The sequence below is a fragment of the Lysobacter fragariae genome (assembly GCF_054779775.1).
Genome location: NZ_BAAGXP010000011.1, coordinates 191,891 through 211,431, shown reverse-complemented (window position 1 = coordinate 211,431; position 19,541 = coordinate 191,891). Strand labels below are relative to the sequence as shown.

Here is a 19,541-nt window from a genome sequence, read left to right as displayed (position 1 = left end):
CGGCCGGTCACTGCCTCAACGAACGCGGCGCTTGAACGCCAACCCGCGGGCGAGCGCTACGGCGTCCCCGCCGCCAACGGCGCATCAGCGCCTTCCTGCGACGGCGACTGCACCACTTTCAGCGGCGGCCGCAGCCCCTTGTCGGTCTGTGTTGGCAGGCGTCGGCGATCGGCGGTCGGGTTGTCGCCGGGGCAGCGCGCGTCGGGGAAGCCGAACATCGGTTCCAGCGCGCGCCCGCACTCGTCCAGCGCCTCGAATGCCTTACCCGGTTCCAGGCATTGCGCCTCGAACGCGCGCAGCCACGCATCGCGACGACGCGCGAAATCATCGCCGCAGCGACGGGTCAGGCGGATGCGGTCGAGGTCGTCCTGCACTGCATTGCTGCCGTCCAGTCCGTACTCGCTCAGCTCGTCCTCGGTAAGCAGGCGCAGCCGCCGGTTGGCGACGGTCATCATCAGGTCGGTGATGCGCGCGTCGGCGCCGTTGCGGGCCAGGTAATCGCGCACCTGCGTGCTGACGTCGCGCAATTCCGCACTCAGCTCCGCGCGCGAAGTTGCGGTCGACTGGTCGCGGAACAACCGGTGCACGCCGACCTTGCCGACGATCGAACGGGTATCGCCCGCCGCTAGGATCAGCACGCACGAGCTGTGGCACTGCGAGCCTTCGCGCACCCAGATCGCCCAGCGCGATTCGGCCATCGAATCGCCGGCGCGGATGGCTTCCTCGACGTGGCCACCGCTGGAATCGATGTCGAGGATGCGGGTCGGGATTTCCATGCGATCGGCGATCGCCGCGACCCGCTCCATCAGCGCGGTGAATCCGGCGCCGATCTTGCCCTGGTAGCGCACGCGCACCACGCCCTTGGGCTGGCACGGTGTCAGCGCGTCGACCACGTTGAAGAACGCGAGCGATTCCAGCGGTGTGCCGTCGCCCAGCGCCTTGTAGTCGAAATCGCAGCTGATCCAGGCTTGGCCCGCGTCGAGATCGACAGTCGGCCAGTAGGTGGTCCTGAGGTAGTCGTCGCGGCCGGCCGCGTGCGGCGCCGATGACCGGGGCTGGGCCGTGGCGTCGCCGGCTTCGGCCAGTGTCACCGGCAGCCCGCCGTCGTTCGCACCGGGCGGCTGCTGGCAACCCAGCAGGGCCAGGCACAGGACGATCGGCAGCAGGCGGTTGGTCATCGCGGACACCATCGGATTGCAGCGCGTCGCAGACAGCGACGCAGGGTCAGTACAGCGCGCTCCGTTATTCCTGGCAAACGGTATTGGTCGCCCAGGACGGGCAAAACGTGCCAGCGCGGAACACTGTTGAGTCGCGTGCGGGCATCGGGTGATCGAAACGCTCCGGGTGATTCTCGCCAACCGCGGATGAACCGGGCTTGGACCGCGATCACCCTTCCGTACGTAACGGTGCGGAACGCGGGCGGCTTTGCCGGCACCGGGCCGAACCGCGACAATGGCCGGTCTTATTGCCCGCCGGCGCGCCGCGCCCCGGGCTGCGGCCCACGCACCGCCCATTCATTCCGACCGACGAGCCAGCGAGCCCCCCCATGTCCAACACCCCGAAGATCATCTACACCCTGACCGACGAAGCGCCGTTCCTGGCGACCGCGTCGCTGCTGCCGATCGTCGAGGCGTTCACCGCCACCGCCGGCATTGCCGTGGAAACCCGCGACATTTCGCTGGCCGGCCGCATCCTGTCGCAGTTCCCCGAGTTCCTGCGCGAAGACCAGCGCATCGCCGACGACCTCGCCGAACTCGGCCAGCTCGCCACCACGCCCGACGCCAACATCATCAAGCTGCCCAACGTCAGCGCCTCGGTGCCGCAGCTGCTGGCCGCGATCAAGGAACTGCAGAGCCAGGGTTACGCGCTGCCGGACTACCCGGAAGAGCCGCGCGGCGAGCGCGACAACGAGATCAAGGCGCGTTACGACCGCACCAAGGGCAGCGCGGTGAACCCGGTGCTGCGCGAAGGCAATTCCGACCGCCGCGCGCCGGCGTCGGTGAAGAGCTATGCACGCAAGCATCCGCACAAGATGGGCAAGTGGTCCGCCGATTCGAAGTCGCACGTCGCGCACATGGAGAGCGGCGACTTCTACGGCAGCGAACAGTCCGCGTTGATTGCGCAGGACGGCAGCGTCAACATCGAGCTCATTGGTGCCGACGGCCGCAGCAGCATGCTCAAGACCGGCCTCAAGGTGAAGGCGGGCGAGCTGATCGACGCTTCGGTGTTGAGCACGGGCGCGCTGGCGACGTTCGTCGACGCGCAGATCAACGACGCCAAGGCCCGCGGCGTGCTGTTCTCGCTGCACCTGAAGGCCACGATGATGAAGGTCTCCGACCCGATCCTGTTCGGTGTCGTGGTCAACCGTTACTACGCGCCGGTGCTGGGCAAGTACGCGGCGGAACTGGAGCGCATCGGCTTCGATGCCAACAACGGCATCGGCGACCTGTATTCGCGCCTGTCCGCGCTGCCGGCCGACACCCGTGCGGCGATCACCGCCGACATCGCCGCGCTGTACGCGCAGCGCCCGGGCCTGGCGATGGTGAATTCCGACAAGGGCATCACCAACCTGCACGTGCCCAGCGACGTGATCGTCGACGCTTCCATGCCGGCGATGCTGCGCGACAGCGGCTGCATGTGGAATGCGAAGGGCGAACTGCAGGACACCAAGGCGGTGATCCCGGACCGCTGCTACGCCGGTATCTACCAGGTGGTGATCGACGACTGCCGGACCCACGGCGCGTTTGATCCGGCGACGATGGGTTCGGTGCCCAACGTCGGCCTGATGGCGCAGAAGGCCGAGGAATACGGCTCCCACGACAAGACCTTCCAGATCACCGCCGCCGGCCGCGTGCGCGTGGTCGATTCCGCCGGCACCGTGCTGATGGAGCACGCGGTCGAAGCCGGCGACATCTGGCGCATGTGCCAGACCAAGGACGCGCCGATCCAGGATTGGGTCAAGCTCGCCGTCAACCGCGCGCGCCTGTCGAGCACGCCCACCAAGAGCGTGCCGGCCGTGTTCTGGCTGGACTCGGCCCGTGCGCACGACCGCAACGTGATCGCCAAGGTCGAGAAGTACCTCAAGGACCACGACACCACCGACCTCGACATCCGCATCCTGTCGCCGGTTGAGGCGATGAAGTTTTCGCTGGAGCGCATCCGCAAGGGCCAGGACACGATTTCCTGCACCGGCAACGTGCTGCGCGATTACCTCACCGACCTGTTCCCGATCATGGAGCTGGGCACCAGCGCGAAGATGCTGTCGATCGTGCCGCTGATGGCCGGCGGCGGCCTGTTCGAAACCGGTGCCGGCGGTTCGGCGCCCAAGCACGTGCAGCAGTTCGTGCAGGAGGACTACCTGCGCTGGGATTCGCTTGGCGAATTCCTCGCGCTGGCGGCTTCGCTGGAACACCTGGCCAACCGCTACGGCGACAAGCGCGCGAAGGTGCTGGCCGACACGCTCGACGTCGCCAACGCCGCGTTCCTCGACAACGACAAGTCGCCGTCGCGCAAGGTCGGCGGCATCGACAACCGCGGCAGCCACTTCTACCTGGCGATGTACTGGGCGCAGGCCCTGGCCGCGCAGAACGACGACGACGCGCTGAAGGCGAAGTTCGCTCCGCTCGCCACGACGCTCACCACCAACGAGGCGAAGATCGTCGCCGAATTGAATGGCGTCCAGGGCAAGCCGGTCGACATCGGCGGCTACCACCACGCCGACATGGCCAAGCTCTCGACCGCGATGCGCCCGAGTGCGACGCTCAACGCGGCGTTGGCGGCGCTGTAATCCCCGCAATCGCTGGCGCGTGGAAAAGCCCGGTGCGAGCCGGGCTTTTTCATGCCAGCGCGCTTGAGGAATGCCTGAATCAGCCGGATGTCGTCCCGAGCGCAGCGAGGGATCTGCTGTTTGGCCGCGAAAAACAGGTCCCTCGCTGCGCTCGGGATGACGGGGTGAGATTTGTTCAGTAGTTCCTGAGGTTCGCGCCAAGCTCGGGCCGCGCCGATGTCGTTCCGGACGGGTCGCTCGTTGGCGCGCCTGCAAACAACGACGTGGCATCAGCGCACGTACGCCGGCTCCGCATTCCGGTTGCGTTCCCGCTCGCGCTGCTCGAACAACCGGTTCGCCTTTTCTTCGGTCATCTCGTACTTCGGCGCCACGTGCGGCAGCAGCAGGCGCAACCAGGCCTTGTTGACCCGGCGCGCTTCGGCGGGACAGGTGCGCGCGCGTGCCGCCGTCAGGTCACCCGAGGTGACGATGTCGAGGTAGCGCGCGGGATTGCTGCCGTACACCAGGCACTGCAGGTTGAAGTAGCGCTGCTCGCCCAGCGCGTGTTCGTCCGCGTAGGCGTCCAGGTTGTAGGCCCCGGTGCTGCGCACCAGGAACCAGTTGGAGGCCATGCGCAGGTTCTCGCTGACCTGGCGAGAGGATTCGTGGTCGCCGGCGAAACGCTGCATGAGGGTCGCGGCGAGCTGGTCGACGGCGTCCTCTTCGCGACCGGTGATCGGAATCTCCAGCATGTCGATCAGGGCGTGGCCGGTTTCGTGCAGCAGGATGAAGCGCAGGTTCGCGTCGAGGTACTTCTGCGCGTAGTCGTCGCCCAGGTTCTGGTCCTTGGCGAGCTGCTCGCCGCGCTCGAGCAGTACCTTCATCGTCTCGTAGCACATCACCACTTCGCTGCGCTCGGGCGTGTAGAAGGCGTTGGGCTCGCGACACTCGGCAGTGATGAACTTGATCGGCCGCGGCAGCATCAACAGACCGTCGATGGACTGGATTTCGGGCAGGTGGTGCCACAGGTCGCCGTCGAGGGCACGCTGGTAGAACGGCTGCAGTGCGGCGGTCCTCGGCTTCACGTACTCGTAGCTGAAGTGCCGGCCATCCGCCTTGCTCGCGGCGTCCGGCACTTTCTTCAGCACCACCGGCTTGAGCGCGGCCAGCTCGGCGGCCATGGCTTTCTCGGCATCGGCACGACCGGCCGCGCGCGCAGCGGCGACGGCCTTCCCGTGCGGCTTGAGCGATAGCAGCGACTGCAGGAAGGCGCCGCTCACCAAGCCGAGCGCCAGCGACAACACGATGATGAGTCTGAGCTTCACGTCGCTCCCCGGGCGGACATGGCGGACGCGTGGCGCCCGGCGACGATCCTACCCAGTCGTCCGGGCGGACGGAATACAGGCGCTGTCGAAAACGCGCCGACGCCCGATCGCATTCAGCGTCGGCGCAGGCGTCGCCGGCCAATCCAGATGTGCGTCGGCAACCACGCCGCAGCGAACAACCCCAGCGTCCAGTGACCGATGCTGATCCAGCCACGCCACTGCTCGTCACCGAGGTAGTACAGGCCGGCCGCGCTCAACGCGAGCCACAGCATCAGTCCCGCCATCGTGCCGCCGACTGCGCGGTGCTGGCGCCGCCCCCAACCGCGTCGCACGTGCGGCAACCACACCAGGCCCAGCACCCACAGCAGCAGCAGGCCACACACGCCGTGCACGACCAGGCTGGGGTGTTCGAACACCGACGGCTCCGGGCCGAACTCGCCCTCGTGCCGCACGAAGTGATGCAGCAGCAGCCACGCGCTGCCGCTGAGCGCGCACGCGGCGCCGCCGAGGTACACCGTCCAGCGCACCCAGCCCGGCAGGCGCAGGCGGTCGTGGCCGTGATGGCGGGTCATTGCAGCACCTGGGTCCGACCGTCGTCGTGCAGTACCACGGCTTGCGCGCGCAGGCGGCGCAGCAGCGGCAGCACGGCTTCGCCATCGGCCAGCACCGGCTTGGTCAGCGCGTCGGCCCAGATCGCGCGCGGCGCGCACACGCTTACGCTGGCGCGATGGCCCAGCGTGGTGGTGGCTCGGGTGTCGATCAACGCGCTACGCCCGGCAGTGTCCACGCTGAAATAGGCGGCGCTGGTGGCGACGGCCCCATCGTGCAGCTGCAGCAGCGGTCGGGATTGGGTGGGGTCGTTCGGGTCGCGCACGGTGATGGTCTCGCTTCGATGGCCGAACACGCGCAGGTCGCCGCCAGCGTTGACCACGCCCGATGCCACGCCACGGGCGCGCAACGCGGCAACCGCGCGATCGACCGCGAAGCCCTTGGCGATGCCGCCCAGGTCCAGCCACGACGACTTGCGCAGGTGCACGCGACGGTTGGGCAGCAATTCTATGTCGCGCCAGCTGGCGTCGGCGGCCGGTGGCGGCGCATCAACGGGCGTAGGCAGGTGGCCCGAACGCACCAGCGCCGGGGCGATGGTCGGATCGAAGCGGCCGTCGCTGGCCCGCGCCAGAGCGACACTGGCGCACAGCACGCGCCAGGTGAGTGCACCGACGGCCTGCGGCGCGCGCGCGGCCTCACGGTTCACGCGCGAAAGTTCGGCGTCGGCGTCGTGGAAGCTCATCGCGCGATGCACGGCTTCGATTTCGGCGAAGGCGGCATCGATGGCGGCATCCAGCTCCGCGTCGCCTTCAGCGCGAATGGCGACGACGGTGCCCAGCAGCGGGCGCGCGCGGTGCATGGCGTTGGGGGGCATGGCGATGGCGTCGCCGTGCGGCCATGCCTGTCGGTGCGCGTCATCCCCGCGAAAGCGGGAATGACGACCGGAAGCAGCGGCTTCGTTCGGTTCCACGCCCTACTTCTTCGCGACCACCAGCTGGTGCGTCGCCAGCAGCCGGCGCACACCTTCGGTCACGTGCGCGCTCGACAGCGTCGCGCCGGAAAGATTGACGATGTCGACATCCAGCTTCAGCGGCGCACCGGCCTTCTTGCCGGTGAACTGCGCGCGCCACTTCGGGTTGCGCACCTCACCACCGTAGGTTTCGCGGTAATCGAGGATCTCCAGTCCGGTCACCGCACCGCTGGCGTCCAGCGCCAACGCGTAGGTGATCATCTCGTGCTTGCCCAGCACCTGGTCGACATAGAACCAGGCGCCATTGGCCGCACGCCAGACCTTCAGCACCGGCTCGCGCACGCGCAGGCCGCTGGCCTTCTGCACGGCCTTGGCCTGTTCCGGCGTGAGGGTGATGGCGACAGGCGTCAGCGCCTGGCCGGGCAGCATCTGTTTCTGCGCCTGCTCGACGGTGAAGTAGGTCGTCGCCATCGCCGGCGCCGCGGCGAGCACGGTTGCGGCAGGCAGCAGCCAGTGCACGTGGAAGTCGCGACGCATGGTCATGTCCTCGATGGCGTATTGAAAAGAAAGATCAGAAGTTGAAGCCGACCTTCAGTCGCGCTTCGTGCTCGGTCTTCTCGATCAGATGCAGGCTGGTGTCGCGCTGGCCATCGTACTGCTCGCCGCCACCGCGGATCTGCGGCAGATAGGTCAGCGTCGCCCACCACTTCTGGTCGCCATAGTGCAGGCTCGGGCCGGCGAACACGCTCCAGCGCTCCTGGCCGACTTCGGTTTCGAATTCGGTTTCATACAGCGCTTCCACGCCCACGTACCACTTCGGCGCGAAGCGGTAGCTCACGCCGGTGCCGGCCTTCAGTTCCAGCTCGATTTCCGGCTCGGTCGGCCATTCGAAGTCGGCCGGCAGGTTGGCGATCGGCTCGCGGTCGGCCCACGTCGCTTCCATGCCCAGGTTGCCAACCCACACCAGCTGCGCGTCGAGAAAGTACTTCTGCAGCAGCAGGTCGAATTCGCCGCTGACGGTCTTCTTGTCGCGACCGGAATGTTTGTCGATCCACGAGTAGTCCAGCGCGTAGCGCGTGGTCAGGCCGATGCCGTCCGCGGCCGGGCGCAGGAAGTTGTACTTCCCGTAGATCTCGACGCCGGACAACCGGGTGATGTCGCGATCGCCGGGCAGGTAGCCGTTGATGCTCAGGCCGCTGGTGTCCAGCGACAGCGCCTGCAGCGCGCCACCGACATTGAACCTGTCGCTGACGCCGTATTCGAGTTCGGTTTCGTAGTCGTAGGCGGTGTAGTCGCCGGCGCCCTTGTCGGCGCGCTGGGTGATCTTCTGGTACAGCTCCCAGCCGCCGCTGGGAATCAGCTCGCTACCGCGCACGTAGCCGAACAGGTTTTCATCGGCGTGCGCCGGCAGGGCGATGGTGGACGCGGCGCAGAGCGCGGCAAGGGTCAATGGACGCAGGGACATGGGGGATTCCGCGTGGGGCCGGGGACCGCGGCGTGCACGGCAGGGAACCTGTTGCTTTCGCAACTGGCACGAAAGGCAGGTCCCCGCTCGGGACGACGACAGCGCTGGTCGGATGAGTCAGAAATTGACGCCGAGCTTCAGCCGCATTTCGCTGCGCTCGCGCTCTTCCAGGTGCAGGTGGTCGGAACGCCCGGCGTCGTTCGGACCGCCGCGAAGCTGCGGCATCCAGCTCAACGTGCCCCAGTACTTCTGGCCGCCGTAGTGCAGGGTCGGGCCGGCAAACCAGGCCCAGAATTCACGCGAGCCGTATTCCGGATACGCCATGTCGACGCGGGTTTCGATGCCGGCGAACCAGTTCGGGGCGAAGCGGTACGACACGCCCGCGCTGTTCTCCACCACCAGCTCCGGCTCCCACTCGCCGTCTTCGCGTTCCCACTCCGGTTCCAGGGTCAGGTTGTAGGCGGTGACGATCTGACCGTCGCGGAAGTTCTTCTGCAGGATCAGCTTGGTTTCCAGGCCGACTTCCTTGAAGCGCTCGCCGTCGGGGCGGTGCAGCGTGGCGTATTCGGGCTCCAGGTACAGCGCCAGACCGTAGCCGTCGCGCTCCGGGCTCTTGAGGTTCCACTTCATCTCGACCTTGGCGCCGTCGAAGTCGAGCTTGCGGTTCAGTTCGATCGATTCGCCGGTTTCCTCGTCCTCGATCGCGCCGCCGCCGTAGTTGTAGGCGCGGCCGGTCAGATAGAACGACATCTGGAAGCGGTCGGTGATGCCGCGTTCGTATTCCAGCTGGACGTCGGTGGCGCGGTAGTGGCCTTCGCCCTTGCCGTTGCGCTGGGTCAGCCAGAGGTAGCCCTCGTTGGCGCCGACGGGCAGGGTTTCGGAGCCGTAGGTGTAGCCGAAATAGTTTTCGTCGGCGTGGGCGAGCAGCGGGCAGGTCGCGAGGCCGCACAGCAGCGCGACGGTAAGCAGGCGGGAGGACATGAAGGGGATGATCGGCTGACTTTTGGGATGCGAATGATTCGCATTTGTGTGGACCCTGTCAACTCGGGCACCCCTCCTTGCCGCGAAAACGATGAAGGCCCGACGCTTGGCCAGGCCTTCATTCCATCTGGGGAAGCCGCCGCGCGCTGCGGCGGCGGACTCCCGCTCCGGCTTCCGTGCGCGTTGCGCTCAGGCCGCGCGATCGAAATCGATCGTGCCGGCAATTCCATCCCGCACCACGTTGCAGGCGGGCGCCGCGCGGAAGGCCAGCACGCGCTCCAGCTTCGTCTCCGGCAGCGCGGTGGTGACGCCGCGGCGGCCATAGCGTCGGCCGAACGCCGGCGCACCGTAGCTGCGTGGCGCCTGGGCGGGGACTTCATGCAGCATTTCACTCTTGAACAGGTACATGGCTCGACTCCGTGGGGGTCCGCCGTCCTGGCGGCTTCGCAGGGGACACACTTACTGGGTGCGGACTTTCCTGGCGCAGGCCGTCCTGGCGCAGGGCCCGTTGCTGGGCGCGGGCATCTTGGGTGGCGCGGATGACATCCCCGCGCCACCCGGCTTGCAGTTTTGTTGCAGTGCAGCAGACGGCGTTGCGATCAGGTGCAGCCGGCGGGCTGCTCGTCGCTGGCGCGCGCCTTGCCGAACCAGCGCTCCGACGCGACGCGATTGCCCAGCTCCGCGGCGAACTCGGCCGCGGCCGTGGCGGCGCCGAAGCGACGGTTGTCGACCAGCACCGGGGAGGCGGGCGGATCGTTGTCGAGCAGGTACAGCAGGCCCTTGAACAGGTTCATGGTCTTCTCCGGATTGCGCGTGGATGGGTAGGTGCGGCGCGGCGCGGGGTCCGTGGCCGTGGCGTCATCGCCGGCCAGCTCCTGCGCGAGCGCGGGGTCGGCGATGGCGCCTTCGAGGAACAACAGCCCGGTCCAGATGTTCATGTCCTACTCCCGGCCTTGCGGCCATCTCTTGAAGTGGGGTCAAATCTATTCCCTTGCAGTTCGCGCAAAAAGCGACGATTCTGCAAGGCAGGCTTGAACAGGATTCAACATGAGCCGTCCACCATTGCATGCCCTGCAGGGCTTCGTCGCCGCCGCGCGCAGCGGCAACCTGTCGCGCGCGGCCGACACGCTGCACCTGACCGTCAGTGCGTTGAGCCACCAGATCCGCGGTCTGGAAGAGCGACTGGGCCATCGCCTGTTCGTGCGCACCGCGCGCGGGGTGGAACTCACCTCCGACGGCCGCCAGCTGTTCGAACGTGCCGCGCCGCATTTCGACGCCCTCGAGCAGGCGCTGCGCCCGTACTGCCCGCGCCGGCACGACGTGCTGACCCTGTCGCTGACGCCGTCGATGGCTTCGGCGTGGCTGGTACCGCGCCTGCCGGGATTCCTGTCCGCGCATCCGCAGATCGAGTTCAACCTGCAGTCGAACTCGTCGCTGGTGGACTTCGAGCGCGACTCCCACGTCGACGCGGCGCTGCGCATCGGCCAGGGCAAGTGGCCAGGCGTCGCCAGCGAACACCTCTTCGACGAATGGATCACGCCCGTCGCCAACCCGGCGCTGGTCGCGCAGCACGGTCCGTTCAAGCTGGAGGAACTGGGCCGCTGGCCATTGCTGGGCGATCCCGACCGCGACACGCTGTGGCACGAGTGGTTCGAACGCTTCGGTGGCACGCCGCCCACGCGCTACGCGGCGTACTTCGACGATTCCGAAGCCGCGCATCGCGGCGCCGCCGCCGGTGTCGGCGTGGCGCTGGGCAAGCTGACGCGCATCCGCCTGCTGCTGGAATCCGGGCAACTGGTCCGCCTCACCGAGCAGCAGCTGCAGACCGACTACGGCCACTACCTGGTCTACCCGGAACGCTCGCGCGACCACGCCGGGCTGATGGCGTTCCGCGACTGGCTGCTGCTGCAGTCGCAGGAATATGCCAACAGTTATTCGTTGCACACCGTGGCGGCGATGCCGTCGCCACCCAAGCGCAAACGCTGAGGCGTCACGGGCGGTACGCACAAAGCAACACGGCGCGCGGGCGACTCGGCGACAACAGCCAACGCTCTCCGCACGCATCCGGATTGCACGCCTGGCATCGCAGCATCCCGCTTTCGACACACTCGCCGGCATCGCATTGGCGCTAGTCTTCGCCACGACCCGATGCCTGGAGCCTCCATGAAACGCCTGCTGCCCTTCGCCCTGCTCACCGCCCTGGTCGCCTGCGCGCATGCACCGCAACCCTCGGCCAGCGCCGAAGCCCCTGACAGCGACAACGCAAGCGTCGGGAGCGCCGTGCAGGGCTCGCTGCTCGCCAACACGCTCAAGGGCGAATGGCGCGATCCGAAGAACGTCGTCCGCGACGTCTACCGCCACCCGCAGCAGACGCTGGAATTCTTCGGCCTCGCGCACCAGCAGACCGTCATCGAGATCACCCCTGGCGGCGGCTGGTACGCGGAGATCCTCGCCCCGTTCCTGCGCGCCGACGGCCATTACGTCGCCGCGGTGTGGGACGACGCGATCCCCGGCCAGCCGGGCTACCGCTACCGCCTCAACACCCAGCTGCGCGAGAAGTTCGCTGGCAACGCCGCCGTGTACGGCGCGCCGGACGTGCGCGTGTTCGATCCGATGCTGCCCAACTTCGGCGCAGCGGGCTCGGCCGACCTCGTGCTGACCTTCCGCAACGCCCACAACTGGGTGAGCGACGGCACGCAGGACGCGTACTTCAAGGCGTTCTTCGACGTGCTCAAGCCGGGCGGCACGCTCGGCGTCGTCGACCACCGCGCCAAGCCCGGCACCGACCTGGAAACGATGAAGAAGTCCGGCTACCTCACCGAGGCGCTGGTGATCGAGTACGCGACGCGGGCCGGCTTCGTGCTCGATGCCAGGAGCGAGGTCAACGCCAATCCCAAGGACACCACCGACCATCCCAACGGCGTGTGGACGCTGCCACCCACCAACCGCCATGACGCGGCCGACGATGGGAAGTACCAGTCGATCGGCGAAAGCGACCGGATGACGTTGCGTTTCCGCAAGAAGGGCTGACACGGCCGTTGGCACATCGCGAAGCCGGGCCTGCCCGGCTTCGTTGTTTCTGGGGACCGTGCCGGTGGTGACCGGCATGTCTTTGCAGCTGCCCGTGGCGTCGCGTTGGGATCGCACAGCATTCGCCCGGATTGCCAGCCCTTAAGCTGTCCCCGCTCCTGTCGCCCGCCCGGCCCTCATCCCGCACTCGATGCTCATCGCCTTCAACAAACCCTATGGCGTGCTCTGCCAGTTCACCGATCGCAGCGTGCCGCCGCGGCCGACGCTGGCCGGCTTCGCGCTGCCACCGAACGTGTACGCGGCGGGACGGCTGGACCACGACAGCGAAGGCCTGCTGCTGCTCACCGACGACGGCGCGCTGGCGCATCGCCTGACCGATCCCCGGCACAAGCAGTCCAAGACCTACTGGGTGCAGGTCGAAGGCGACCCCGATGCCACCCAGCTCGCGCGGCTGCGCGACGGCGTGGACCTCAACGACGGCAGGACCCTTCCCGCGCGCGCGCGCCGCATCGACACCCCGGCGCTGTGGCCCCGCGATCCGCCGGTGCGCTTCCGCAAGACCGTGCCGGATGCATGGCTTGAACTGACCATCGGCGAAGGCCGCAACCGCCAGGTGCGGCGCATGACCGCCGCGGTCGGCCTGCCCACCCTGCGCCTGGTGCGCGTGGCGATCGGGCCGCATGCGCTGGACGGGCTCGCGCCGGGGCAATGGCGCGACTTGTCCGGCTGATGGCGCGGGCTCGCGGCGGCTTGGCCGGATGCGGCCGAGTTGTTGGATGCAGTCGTGCCGCTGAATGCGATGTGGCGCACACTCGCGAGCAACAAGACACCCGGACGCCTGCCGTGAACGGCTGGCGCCGCGGGCTTTCTGCTATTTTTTCCGGCGGATTCAGGGGCGGCGAACGCAAACCACGATGACTCGCAGTGCCGCCAGTACGCCGGGCCGGATCCTGGTCGTCGACGACCAGACCGTGAACCTGCGCGTCGTCAGCAGCCTGCTGTCGCGACAGGGCTATGACGTGATCCTGGCCAACTGCGGCGAGGAAGCGCTGCAGCACTACATCCAGGCGACGCCCGACCTGGTCCTGCTGGACATGATCATGCCGGGCATGGACGGCTTCGAGCTGCTCGATGCGATCAAGGCGCTGCCCACGCCCATCGTGCCCGTCGTGTTCGTCACCGCCGCGCAGGACCGCGACCTGCTGCTGCGCGCGTTCGACGCCGGCGTGGTCGACTACGTGACCAAGCCCTTCCTGCCCGAAGAACTGCTGGCGCGCGTCAATGCGCACCTCGGCCTGAAGCTCACCCGCGACCGCCTCGAACGCATGGCCCGCGAGCGCGAGGAGCTGGTGAACCTGGTCGCGCACGACCTGAAGAATCCGCTGAGCAGCGTTCTGTTCGCCAGCGACATCCTGCGCAGCAACGGCTGCCGGCCCGAGCGCGTGCCGCACTACCTCGACGTGATCCACGAAAGCGCGTTCGACGCACTGGGTTACATCCGCCACTACCTGGAAGCACGCGAGGCCGAAGCCGAATCCGATGCGCAGCCGCTGGTGTCGGCGCCGCTGGCCGACACGCTGGGCTGGCTGCTGCGTCGTTACGAGATGCAGCTGGAAGCCAGCAGAATCCAGGTGACGCTGTCGCCGCCGCCGGATGACGTCCGCGTGGCAATCGACGAGCGCGTGCTGCGGCAGGTGGCCGAAAACCTGGTCACCAACGCGATCAAGTACGCACCCGGCGGCGAACTGCTGCTGGCCGCCCGCAGCGGTGCACCCGGCTACTGGCAACTGATCGTCGCTGATCGTGGCCCGGGCATTCCCGCTGCGCGCCAGCGCGAGCTGTTCCGTCCGTTCGCGCGCCTGCACGACGGCGACGATGGCCTCTCCAGCGGACTGGGCCTGTCGCTCGCGCGGCAGATCGTCACCAAGGCCGGCGGCCAGCTGTGGTACGAGGATCGCCAAGGCGGCGGTGCGCGCTTCGTGATCGAGCTGCCAGAAGCGCGTCTCGCGCCGTCATGAATTCTCCGTGGCGAGGGCTTCAGGGCGCGCCACCATGAGTTCTCCGCAACGGCTGCTTCAGGCCGCCGCAGCGGCCTTTGCACCCAGACCACCAAACGCCAGAAGCATCATCGACAACGACCACCCTGGGGAACCTCTGAACAGCTCACATGTCATCCCGAGCGTAGCGAGGGATCTGCTGTTTTGCCGCGCAAAAACAGCTCCCTCGCTACGCTCGGGATGACAGGACAAAGGTGATCCAGAGGTCCCAAGGACCGAGTCTACTCGCTGCCGGCGTGGGCGCCCTGCGCGTGGTGGCCATTAGTCTTGGCCTTGCGTGTGCCGGCACGACGCGCATCAACCCGCTTCGGTGGCAGCCGGTGTGCGGTGCTTTCGATCGGTTCGGCTGCCTGCATTTCCCGCAGCCGCTTGGCGCGCCGATGCGCGGCGTACCAGAGCAATCCGGCTCCGGCGATCGTGGCTGCGACCAGCACCGGATTGCGCCGGGCGAACTTGCCCGCCACGCGTGCACCGGATTTCACCACGCCGAGCTTCGCGCCGGCTTCGAGCAGCTTCCCGGCCCGGGGCAGGTGCTGCTGCACGTTGCCGCGCAGGTCCTGGGCCAGTTCCAACGCGCGTTCAGAGAGAGCTTCGAATCGGTTCATTGCAACGTCCTCGCGGAAGTGGCCACAGTCTTCGCCCGTGCGCGTGCGCGGAGCGTGATTCGCGTCGCAGCGGATCACACCGTAGGCGATGGTGCGTTTGGAGTTTGTAAAAGCGCGCCGCGCCGCGCCACCGTGAATCGTCCGTTTCGAATCCATCAAGGCCGCCGCAGCGGCCCGTGCCGCATGACAGCCGCGCCACGATGAGCTGTCAGTAACGACAGGCCCAGAGCCACCGCGGGATCTCCGTCCCGACTACCTCGCGAGCCGCCGCAGCGGCCTTTGCGAACAGGCAGCCCAGCCCCTCACGTCCCCCGCGGCTTCGCTCGATGCGTCGCCGTCGCACTCCACGGATCGTCCGGCCACGGATGCCGCGGATACCGACCCTTCATCTCCTTCTTCACTTCCGGATAGGTGCGATCCCAGAAGCCCTTCAGGTCGCGGGTGATCTGCAGCGGTTTTCCGCCCGGCGAGAGCAGATGCAAGGTCAGCGCCACGCGTCCGTCGGCAATGCGCGGCGTATCCGCCAAACCGAACAGCTCCTGCAGCTTCACCGCCAGCACCGGCGCTTCGGGCGCGCCTTCGCCATCGCCTGCGGTGGCATCGAAGCCGTACTCGATGCGTCGTTCCATCCCGGAAGGTACGACGATCCGCGTCGGCGCCCACGCATCGACCTTCTGCCGCGTCGGCCAGTCGACGCGGGATTTCAGCGCCTCGCCCAGCGCCTGCTCGTCGAGCGCGTCCAGGCGCGTCTTGCCGCTGAGCGCGGGCTTGAGCCACGCGTCGAGCGACGCCAGTAACGCGGCATCGGACAGGTCAGGCAACACGTCGACCAGCTCCGGCATCCACGTGCGCAGGCAGCGCACGCGCGCGCGCCATTGCTGCAGCGACTGCGTCCACGGCAATGCATCCAGTCCCAGCTGCCGCACCGCATCGATCAGTGCCTCGGCGTAACGCGACGGATCGGGCTTTGCCAGCGGCTTGCTTTCGAGCACGATGCGGTCGAAGCGGGTCTCGCGCACGGCCGCGATGCCGCGCGTGTTCGTATCCCACACCACGCGGTCTTCGCGGGTGAAACGCTGCGGGAAATCGCGTTGCAGCCGCGCCTCATCCAGCGGCGCGGCACGCATGATGCGGGCGTCGCGGGCCTCGTCGCGCAGTTCGCTGATGACGAGCCACGGCTCGCCGTACAGCGCGCTGTCATCGAACAGTTTGGCGCTGCGGCCGTTGGCGAGCTGGTAGCGGTACGGATCGGTCGGATGCTGGCGGGCGATGCGATCGGGATAGGCGTGCAGCAGCACGTCGCCGATCGCGTGTGCGGGCAGATTGGACGACGGCGGCGCGTCCAGGCGCAGGCGGCGGCGCCATTGCTTCGCCGCCTGGTCGAGCGCGACCAGCGACGAACGCGACGCATCCGCGCCGACGCGACCATTGCGGAAGGCGACCAGTGCCTGCCAGCGTTCAACCAGCGCGTCGGAACGCGAGCGAATGGGATCGCGCGCTTCGATCAATGCCGCCAGGTCGCACGCCAGCGCGCGTTCGCCGGGAGCGTCCGGTGCCAGCAGCATCGCCGCCAGCCGCGGGTGCGTGCCCAGCGCGAGCATGCGGCGGCCCAGTGGCGTAAGCGCGCGGCCGTCGAGCGCGCCGAGGCGCTGCAGCAGTTCGCGCGCCGCCGCGAGCGCGCCGGGCGGCGGCGCATCGACGAAACGCAGGTTGGCATCGCCCCACGCCGCAAGCTCCAGCGCGAGGCCGGCAAGCTCGACCTGCGCGATTTCCGCGCGGCGCTGCGGTTCCAGCCGCTGCGATTGCGGCCACAGGCGGTAGGCGAATCCTTCGGCGACGCGACCGGCGCGACCAGCGCGCTGGTCGGCGGACGCCTGCGCGATGTTGACCACGTCCAGTCGCGCGAAGCCGCTGTTCGGGTCGTAGCGCGGCTCGCGCGCGAGGCCCGCATCGACCACCACGCGCACGCCCGGCAGGGTGACGCTGGATTCGGCGACATTCGTGGCGAGCACGACGCGGCGGTGGCCATCGGGATCGGGCTGCAGCACGCGCGATTGCTGCTCGACCGGAAGTTCTCCGTGCAGTTGCAGTACGTCGACGCCGCGCTTCGTGTCGCTGCCGGCGAGCGTGGCATCGACACGGGCGATCTCGCGCTGGCCGGGCAGGAACACCAGCACGTCGCCGGGATGCTGCGCCAGTGCGTGGTCGATCGCGCGTCGGGTGTGGTGTTCGAGTTTCTCGTCGCGATTGGCGGGGAAGTGCGACACCGCCACCGGGAAGCTGCGTCCGGCGCTGCTCAGGCGCGGCGCGTCCAGAAAGGTCGCCAGGCGCTCGCCGTCCAGCGTCGCCGACATCACTACGATGCGCAGGTCCTCGCGCAACGACGCCTGCACGTCGAGCGCGAGCGCCAATCCGAGATCGGCGGACAGGTGGCGTTCGTGGAATTCGTCGAACAGCAGCGCGCCGATCGCGTCGGGGCCGCTGCCTCCCAGTTCGGGATCGTCCTGGATCATCCGGGTCAGGATGCCTTCGGTGACAACCTCGATCCGCGTCGCCGCGGACACCCTGTTCTCGAAGCGGATGCGGTAACCGACGGTGGCGCCGACGTCCTCGCCGCGCTGCTTCGCCATGAAGGTAGCGGCCGCGCGCGCGGCGACACGGCGCGGCTCCAGCACCACGATCTTCCTGCCCTGCAGCCACGGTGCATCGAGCAGCGCCGGCGGCACCTGCGTGGTCTTGCCGGCGCCCGGTGGCGCTTCCAGCACCAGACGCGGATGCACCGCCAGCGATTCGCGGATGCGCGGCAGGAGTTCGTCGATGGGAAATTGCGGGGGGTCGGGGCGATTCACGCGGCAAGGATACGCGGTGGCATGCGGGTCCTTCGACTTCGGCGCTGCGCCTACGCTCAGGATGAGCGGCGGTCGCGTGGTGACGCTGGCGATGCGGAAGTGGTTTGGCGGCATGAGCGATCCGACTCGATCTGGATGCGCACGCTGAACCGCGCATCCTGAGCGTAGCGCAGCGAAGTCGAAGGACCCGGGCGCGTAGTCCCGCACCGGAGTCGAAGGGCGGGTTCGAAATCGAAGGCCGATTGCTAGACTTGTCGCATGCAACTGATCGACATCGGCGCCAACCTCACCCATGACTCCTTCGACCACGACCGCGACGCCGTGCTGCAACGCGCGCGCGAAGCCGGCGTGGTGCAGATGATCATCACCGGCGCCAGCCGCGAGCATTCGCCGCTGGCGCTGAAGCTGGCCAAGCAGCATCCGGGCGAGCTGTTCGCGACCGCCGGCGTGCACCCGCACCACGCCAGCGAGTACACCACCGAGTGCGACGCCGAGATGCGCGCCCTGCACACGCATGCCGAAGTCGTCGCGGTGGGCGAATGCGGGCTGGACTATTTCCGCGACTTCTCGCCGCGTCCGGCGCAACGGCGCGCGTTCGAGATGCAGCTGCAGATCGCGGCCGACACGAAAAAGCCGCTGTTCCTGCACCAGCGCGACGCCCACGCGGATTTCATGGCAACGATGCGCAACTTCGATGGCCGCCTGGGCCCGGCGGTCGTGCACTGCTTCACCGGCACGCGCGAGGAGCTGTTCGATTACCTCGACCAGGACTGGTACATCGGCGTCACCGGTTGGCTATGCGACGAGCGTCGCGGCCAGCACCTGCGCGAGTTGGTGAAGCACATCCCCGCCAACCGGCTGCTGATCGAGACCGACGCCCCCTACCTGCTGCCGCGCACGGTCAAGCCGGCGCCTTCGCACCGGCGCAACGAACCCTTCTACCTCGCACACATCGTCGAAGAACTGGCTAGGGATCGCGGCGAATCCGTGGATCTCGCCGCGACCAACAGCACTGCGGCGGCACGCGCGTTCTTCCGCCTTCCGGCGCGGCCGTAACCGCGCAACCGTAGCCGGTCGACGCAGCGCTTACTCGCGCAGGACTTATTAGCCGACCGCAACCGCGCGCAGCGTTTCGATGCGCTGCGGATCGTCCAACACCAGCTGCACGTTGCTCGCGCCGTGGCGGCAGGCGCGCTGGGCATTGATCATAAGGTGGGTGCGGACGGCGTAGATCTGTGCGGAATTGTTGCTGTCGATGCTACGGCCGATGGTCCACTGGCTCGGCAGGCAGCTTCTCGCACTCGAGCACGACATTGGCGGCAGGCGCGGCAGCGGCACCCAGCGGCAATGCGGCGGCGAGCAGCAGGGAGAGAAGGCGCGCATTCATGGCGCGATCTCGTTGTTGGCGGTGTCCGGGCTTTTCCGTAAAACCCGCACGGCGCGCCCACGTGCCCGACACCCGGGCAGGTGCACTCCGACGACCCGCCCGATCGCCGAGGTGCGACGACCTGCGTCTTACGGAATCCCGGCCAACGCCACCGTGCGGTTGGCAGCGCGGAACTCGACGCGCACGTGGGTGGCGCCTTGCCAGCAGGCGCGCCGGCCTTCACGCAGCACGAATTGATGCGTCTGCTCGGTTTCGTCCGCGCTGCGGGCCTCGATGTAGCGCGCGACCTGGCGCTGGGTCGGCCAATCGGCGCGGTCGCAACTGACCTTCACTGTCGGCGGCGCGTGGGCCTGCACCTGGATGGGCGAGGTTGTCACGGTGCCTGCGGCGGATGCCGCCAGCGGCACTGCCGCCAGCAACACGACCAGGATCTGCATGTTCATCGCTTCACTCCACATGGTGATGCCGGGCCGTTTCCCGGCATCTACCCTTTGGGATTGGTGAAATGCGTGCGAGGGTTGCATCGCGCCGACGAACGGTCGGCACGGCGGCGGCTT

General features: G+C 68.0%; 19 protein-coding genes. 6 read left to right on the top strand and 13 right to left on the bottom strand.

Annotated elements, in window-relative coordinates; translation table 11 throughout:
* Nucleotides 1-56: 56 nt before the first annotated feature.
* Nucleotides 57-1,178: a COG3904 family protein gene (locus ACYVD7_RS11840; RefSeq protein WP_460763429.1), complete on the bottom strand. Its 1,122-nt coding sequence runs from the start codon at nucleotides 1,176-1,178 to the stop codon at nucleotides 57-59.
* Nucleotides 1,179-1,546: 368 nt separating this feature from the next.
* On the opposite strand from ACYVD7_RS11840, the gene ACYVD7_RS11835 reads away from it, so the two are divergent.
* Complete coding sequence (locus ACYVD7_RS11835) at nucleotides 1,547-3,787, top strand: NADP-dependent isocitrate dehydrogenase (RefSeq protein ID WP_460763363.1); 2,241 nt, start codon at nucleotides 1,547-1,549, stop codon at nucleotides 3,785-3,787.
* Nucleotides 3,788-4,056: 269 nt separating this feature from the next.
* Here ACYVD7_RS11835 and ACYVD7_RS11830 read toward each other — a convergent pair whose 3' ends face one another.
* The 8 genes from ACYVD7_RS11830 to ACYVD7_RS11795 form a co-directional block, all read right to left on the bottom strand.
* The gene (locus ACYVD7_RS11830) at nucleotides 4,057-5,091 is read right to left on the bottom strand and encodes a DUF4344 domain-containing metallopeptidase (RefSeq protein WP_460763361.1); all 1,035 of its coding nucleotides are present in this window, start codon (nucleotides 5,089-5,091) and stop codon (nucleotides 4,057-4,059) included.
* Between the two features lie 113 nt (nucleotides 5,092-5,204).
* Nucleotides 5,205-5,663, bottom strand: a complete 459-nt coding sequence (locus ACYVD7_RS11825; protein ID WP_460763358.1) for a hypothetical protein — start codon at nucleotides 5,661-5,663, stop codon at nucleotides 5,205-5,207.
* Entirely contained in the window at nucleotides 5,660-6,514 is an 855-nt protein-coding gene (locus ACYVD7_RS11820; protein ID WP_460763355.1) for an FAD:protein FMN transferase, read from the bottom strand. Before ACYVD7_RS11820 ends, ACYVD7_RS11825 begins: the two co-directional genes overlap by 4 nt.
* Before the next feature lie 99 nt (nucleotides 6,515-6,613).
* Nucleotides 6,614-7,153, bottom strand: a complete 540-nt coding sequence (locus tag ACYVD7_RS11815; protein WP_460763353.1) for an FMN-binding protein — start codon at nucleotides 7,151-7,153, stop codon at nucleotides 6,614-6,616.
* Nucleotides 7,154-7,181: 28 nt separating this feature from the next.
* Complete coding sequence (locus ACYVD7_RS11810) at nucleotides 7,182-8,075, bottom strand: DUF6662 family protein (protein WP_460763350.1); 894 nt, start codon at nucleotides 8,073-8,075, stop codon at nucleotides 7,182-7,184.
* 117 nt (nucleotides 8,076-8,192) lie between these two features.
* On the bottom strand, nucleotides 8,193-9,056 hold the full coding sequence (locus ACYVD7_RS11805) for a DUF6662 family protein (protein WP_460763348.1): 864 nt from the start codon (nucleotides 9,054-9,056) through the stop codon (nucleotides 8,193-8,195).
* 189 nt (nucleotides 9,057-9,245) lie between these two features.
* Entirely contained in the window at nucleotides 9,246-9,464 is a 219-nt protein-coding gene (locus tag ACYVD7_RS11800; RefSeq protein WP_460763345.1) for a hypothetical protein, read from the bottom strand.
* 191 nt (nucleotides 9,465-9,655) lie between these two features.
* On the bottom strand, nucleotides 9,656-9,994 hold the full coding sequence (locus tag ACYVD7_RS11795; RefSeq protein ID WP_460763343.1) for a hypothetical protein: 339 nt from the start codon (nucleotides 9,992-9,994) through the stop codon (nucleotides 9,656-9,658).
* Between the two features lie 109 nt (nucleotides 9,995-10,103).
* On the opposite strand from ACYVD7_RS11795, the gene ACYVD7_RS11790 reads away from it, so the two are divergent.
* From ACYVD7_RS11790 to ACYVD7_RS11775, 4 genes are all read left to right on the top strand, one after another.
* Nucleotides 10,104-11,042: a LysR substrate-binding domain-containing protein gene (locus ACYVD7_RS11790; protein ID WP_460763339.1), complete on the top strand. Its 939-nt coding sequence runs from the start codon at nucleotides 10,104-10,106 to the stop codon at nucleotides 11,040-11,042.
* A gap of 177 nt (nucleotides 11,043-11,219) precedes the next feature.
* Entirely contained in the window at nucleotides 11,220-12,086 is an 867-nt protein-coding gene (locus ACYVD7_RS11785; RefSeq protein WP_460763336.1) for a class I SAM-dependent methyltransferase, read from the top strand.
* Between the two features lie 190 nt (nucleotides 12,087-12,276).
* The gene (locus ACYVD7_RS11780; RefSeq protein WP_460763334.1) at nucleotides 12,277-12,816 is read left to right on the top strand and encodes a pseudouridine synthase; all 540 of its coding nucleotides are present in this window, start codon (nucleotides 12,277-12,279) and stop codon (nucleotides 12,814-12,816) included.
* A gap of 184 nt (nucleotides 12,817-13,000) precedes the next feature.
* Nucleotides 13,001-14,104, top strand: coding sequence for a hybrid sensor histidine kinase/response regulator (locus ACYVD7_RS11775; protein WP_460763331.1), 1,104 nt, complete (start codon nucleotides 13,001-13,003; stop codon nucleotides 14,102-14,104).
* A gap of 260 nt (nucleotides 14,105-14,364) precedes the next feature.
* Here ACYVD7_RS11775 and ACYVD7_RS11770 read toward each other — a convergent pair whose 3' ends face one another.
* A complete protein-coding gene (locus ACYVD7_RS11770) occupies nucleotides 14,365-14,748 on the bottom strand; it encodes a hypothetical protein (protein ID WP_460763327.1) in 384 nt (127 codons plus the stop codon).
* A 302-nt stretch (nucleotides 14,749-15,050) separates the two neighbouring features.
* Nucleotides 15,051-17,597, bottom strand: a complete 2,547-nt coding sequence (gene hrpB, locus ACYVD7_RS11765) for an ATP-dependent helicase HrpB (protein WP_460763324.1) — start codon at nucleotides 17,595-17,597, stop codon at nucleotides 15,051-15,053.
* A 258-nt stretch (nucleotides 17,598-17,855) separates the two neighbouring features.
* Between hrpB and ACYVD7_RS11760 the strand changes: the two genes are divergently transcribed.
* Nucleotides 17,856-18,653 carry a TatD family hydrolase gene (locus ACYVD7_RS11760; protein WP_460763322.1) on the top strand — a complete coding sequence of 266 codons (798 nt, stop codon included), beginning with the start codon at nucleotides 17,856-17,858 and terminating at the stop codon, nucleotides 18,651-18,653.
* Nucleotides 18,654-18,855: 202 nt separating this feature from the next.
* Here ACYVD7_RS11760 and ACYVD7_RS11755 read toward each other — a convergent pair whose 3' ends face one another.
* Together ACYVD7_RS11755 and ACYVD7_RS11750 are read right to left on the bottom strand one after the other, a co-directional pair.
* A complete protein-coding gene (locus ACYVD7_RS11755) occupies nucleotides 18,856-18,984 on the bottom strand; it encodes a hypothetical protein (RefSeq protein WP_460763320.1) in 129 nt (42 codons plus the stop codon).
* 128 nt (nucleotides 18,985-19,112) lie between these two features.
* A complete protein-coding gene (locus ACYVD7_RS11750) occupies nucleotides 19,113-19,427 on the bottom strand; it encodes a hypothetical protein (protein ID WP_460763318.1) in 315 nt (104 codons plus the stop codon).
* Nucleotides 19,428-19,541 lie beyond the last annotated feature (114 nt).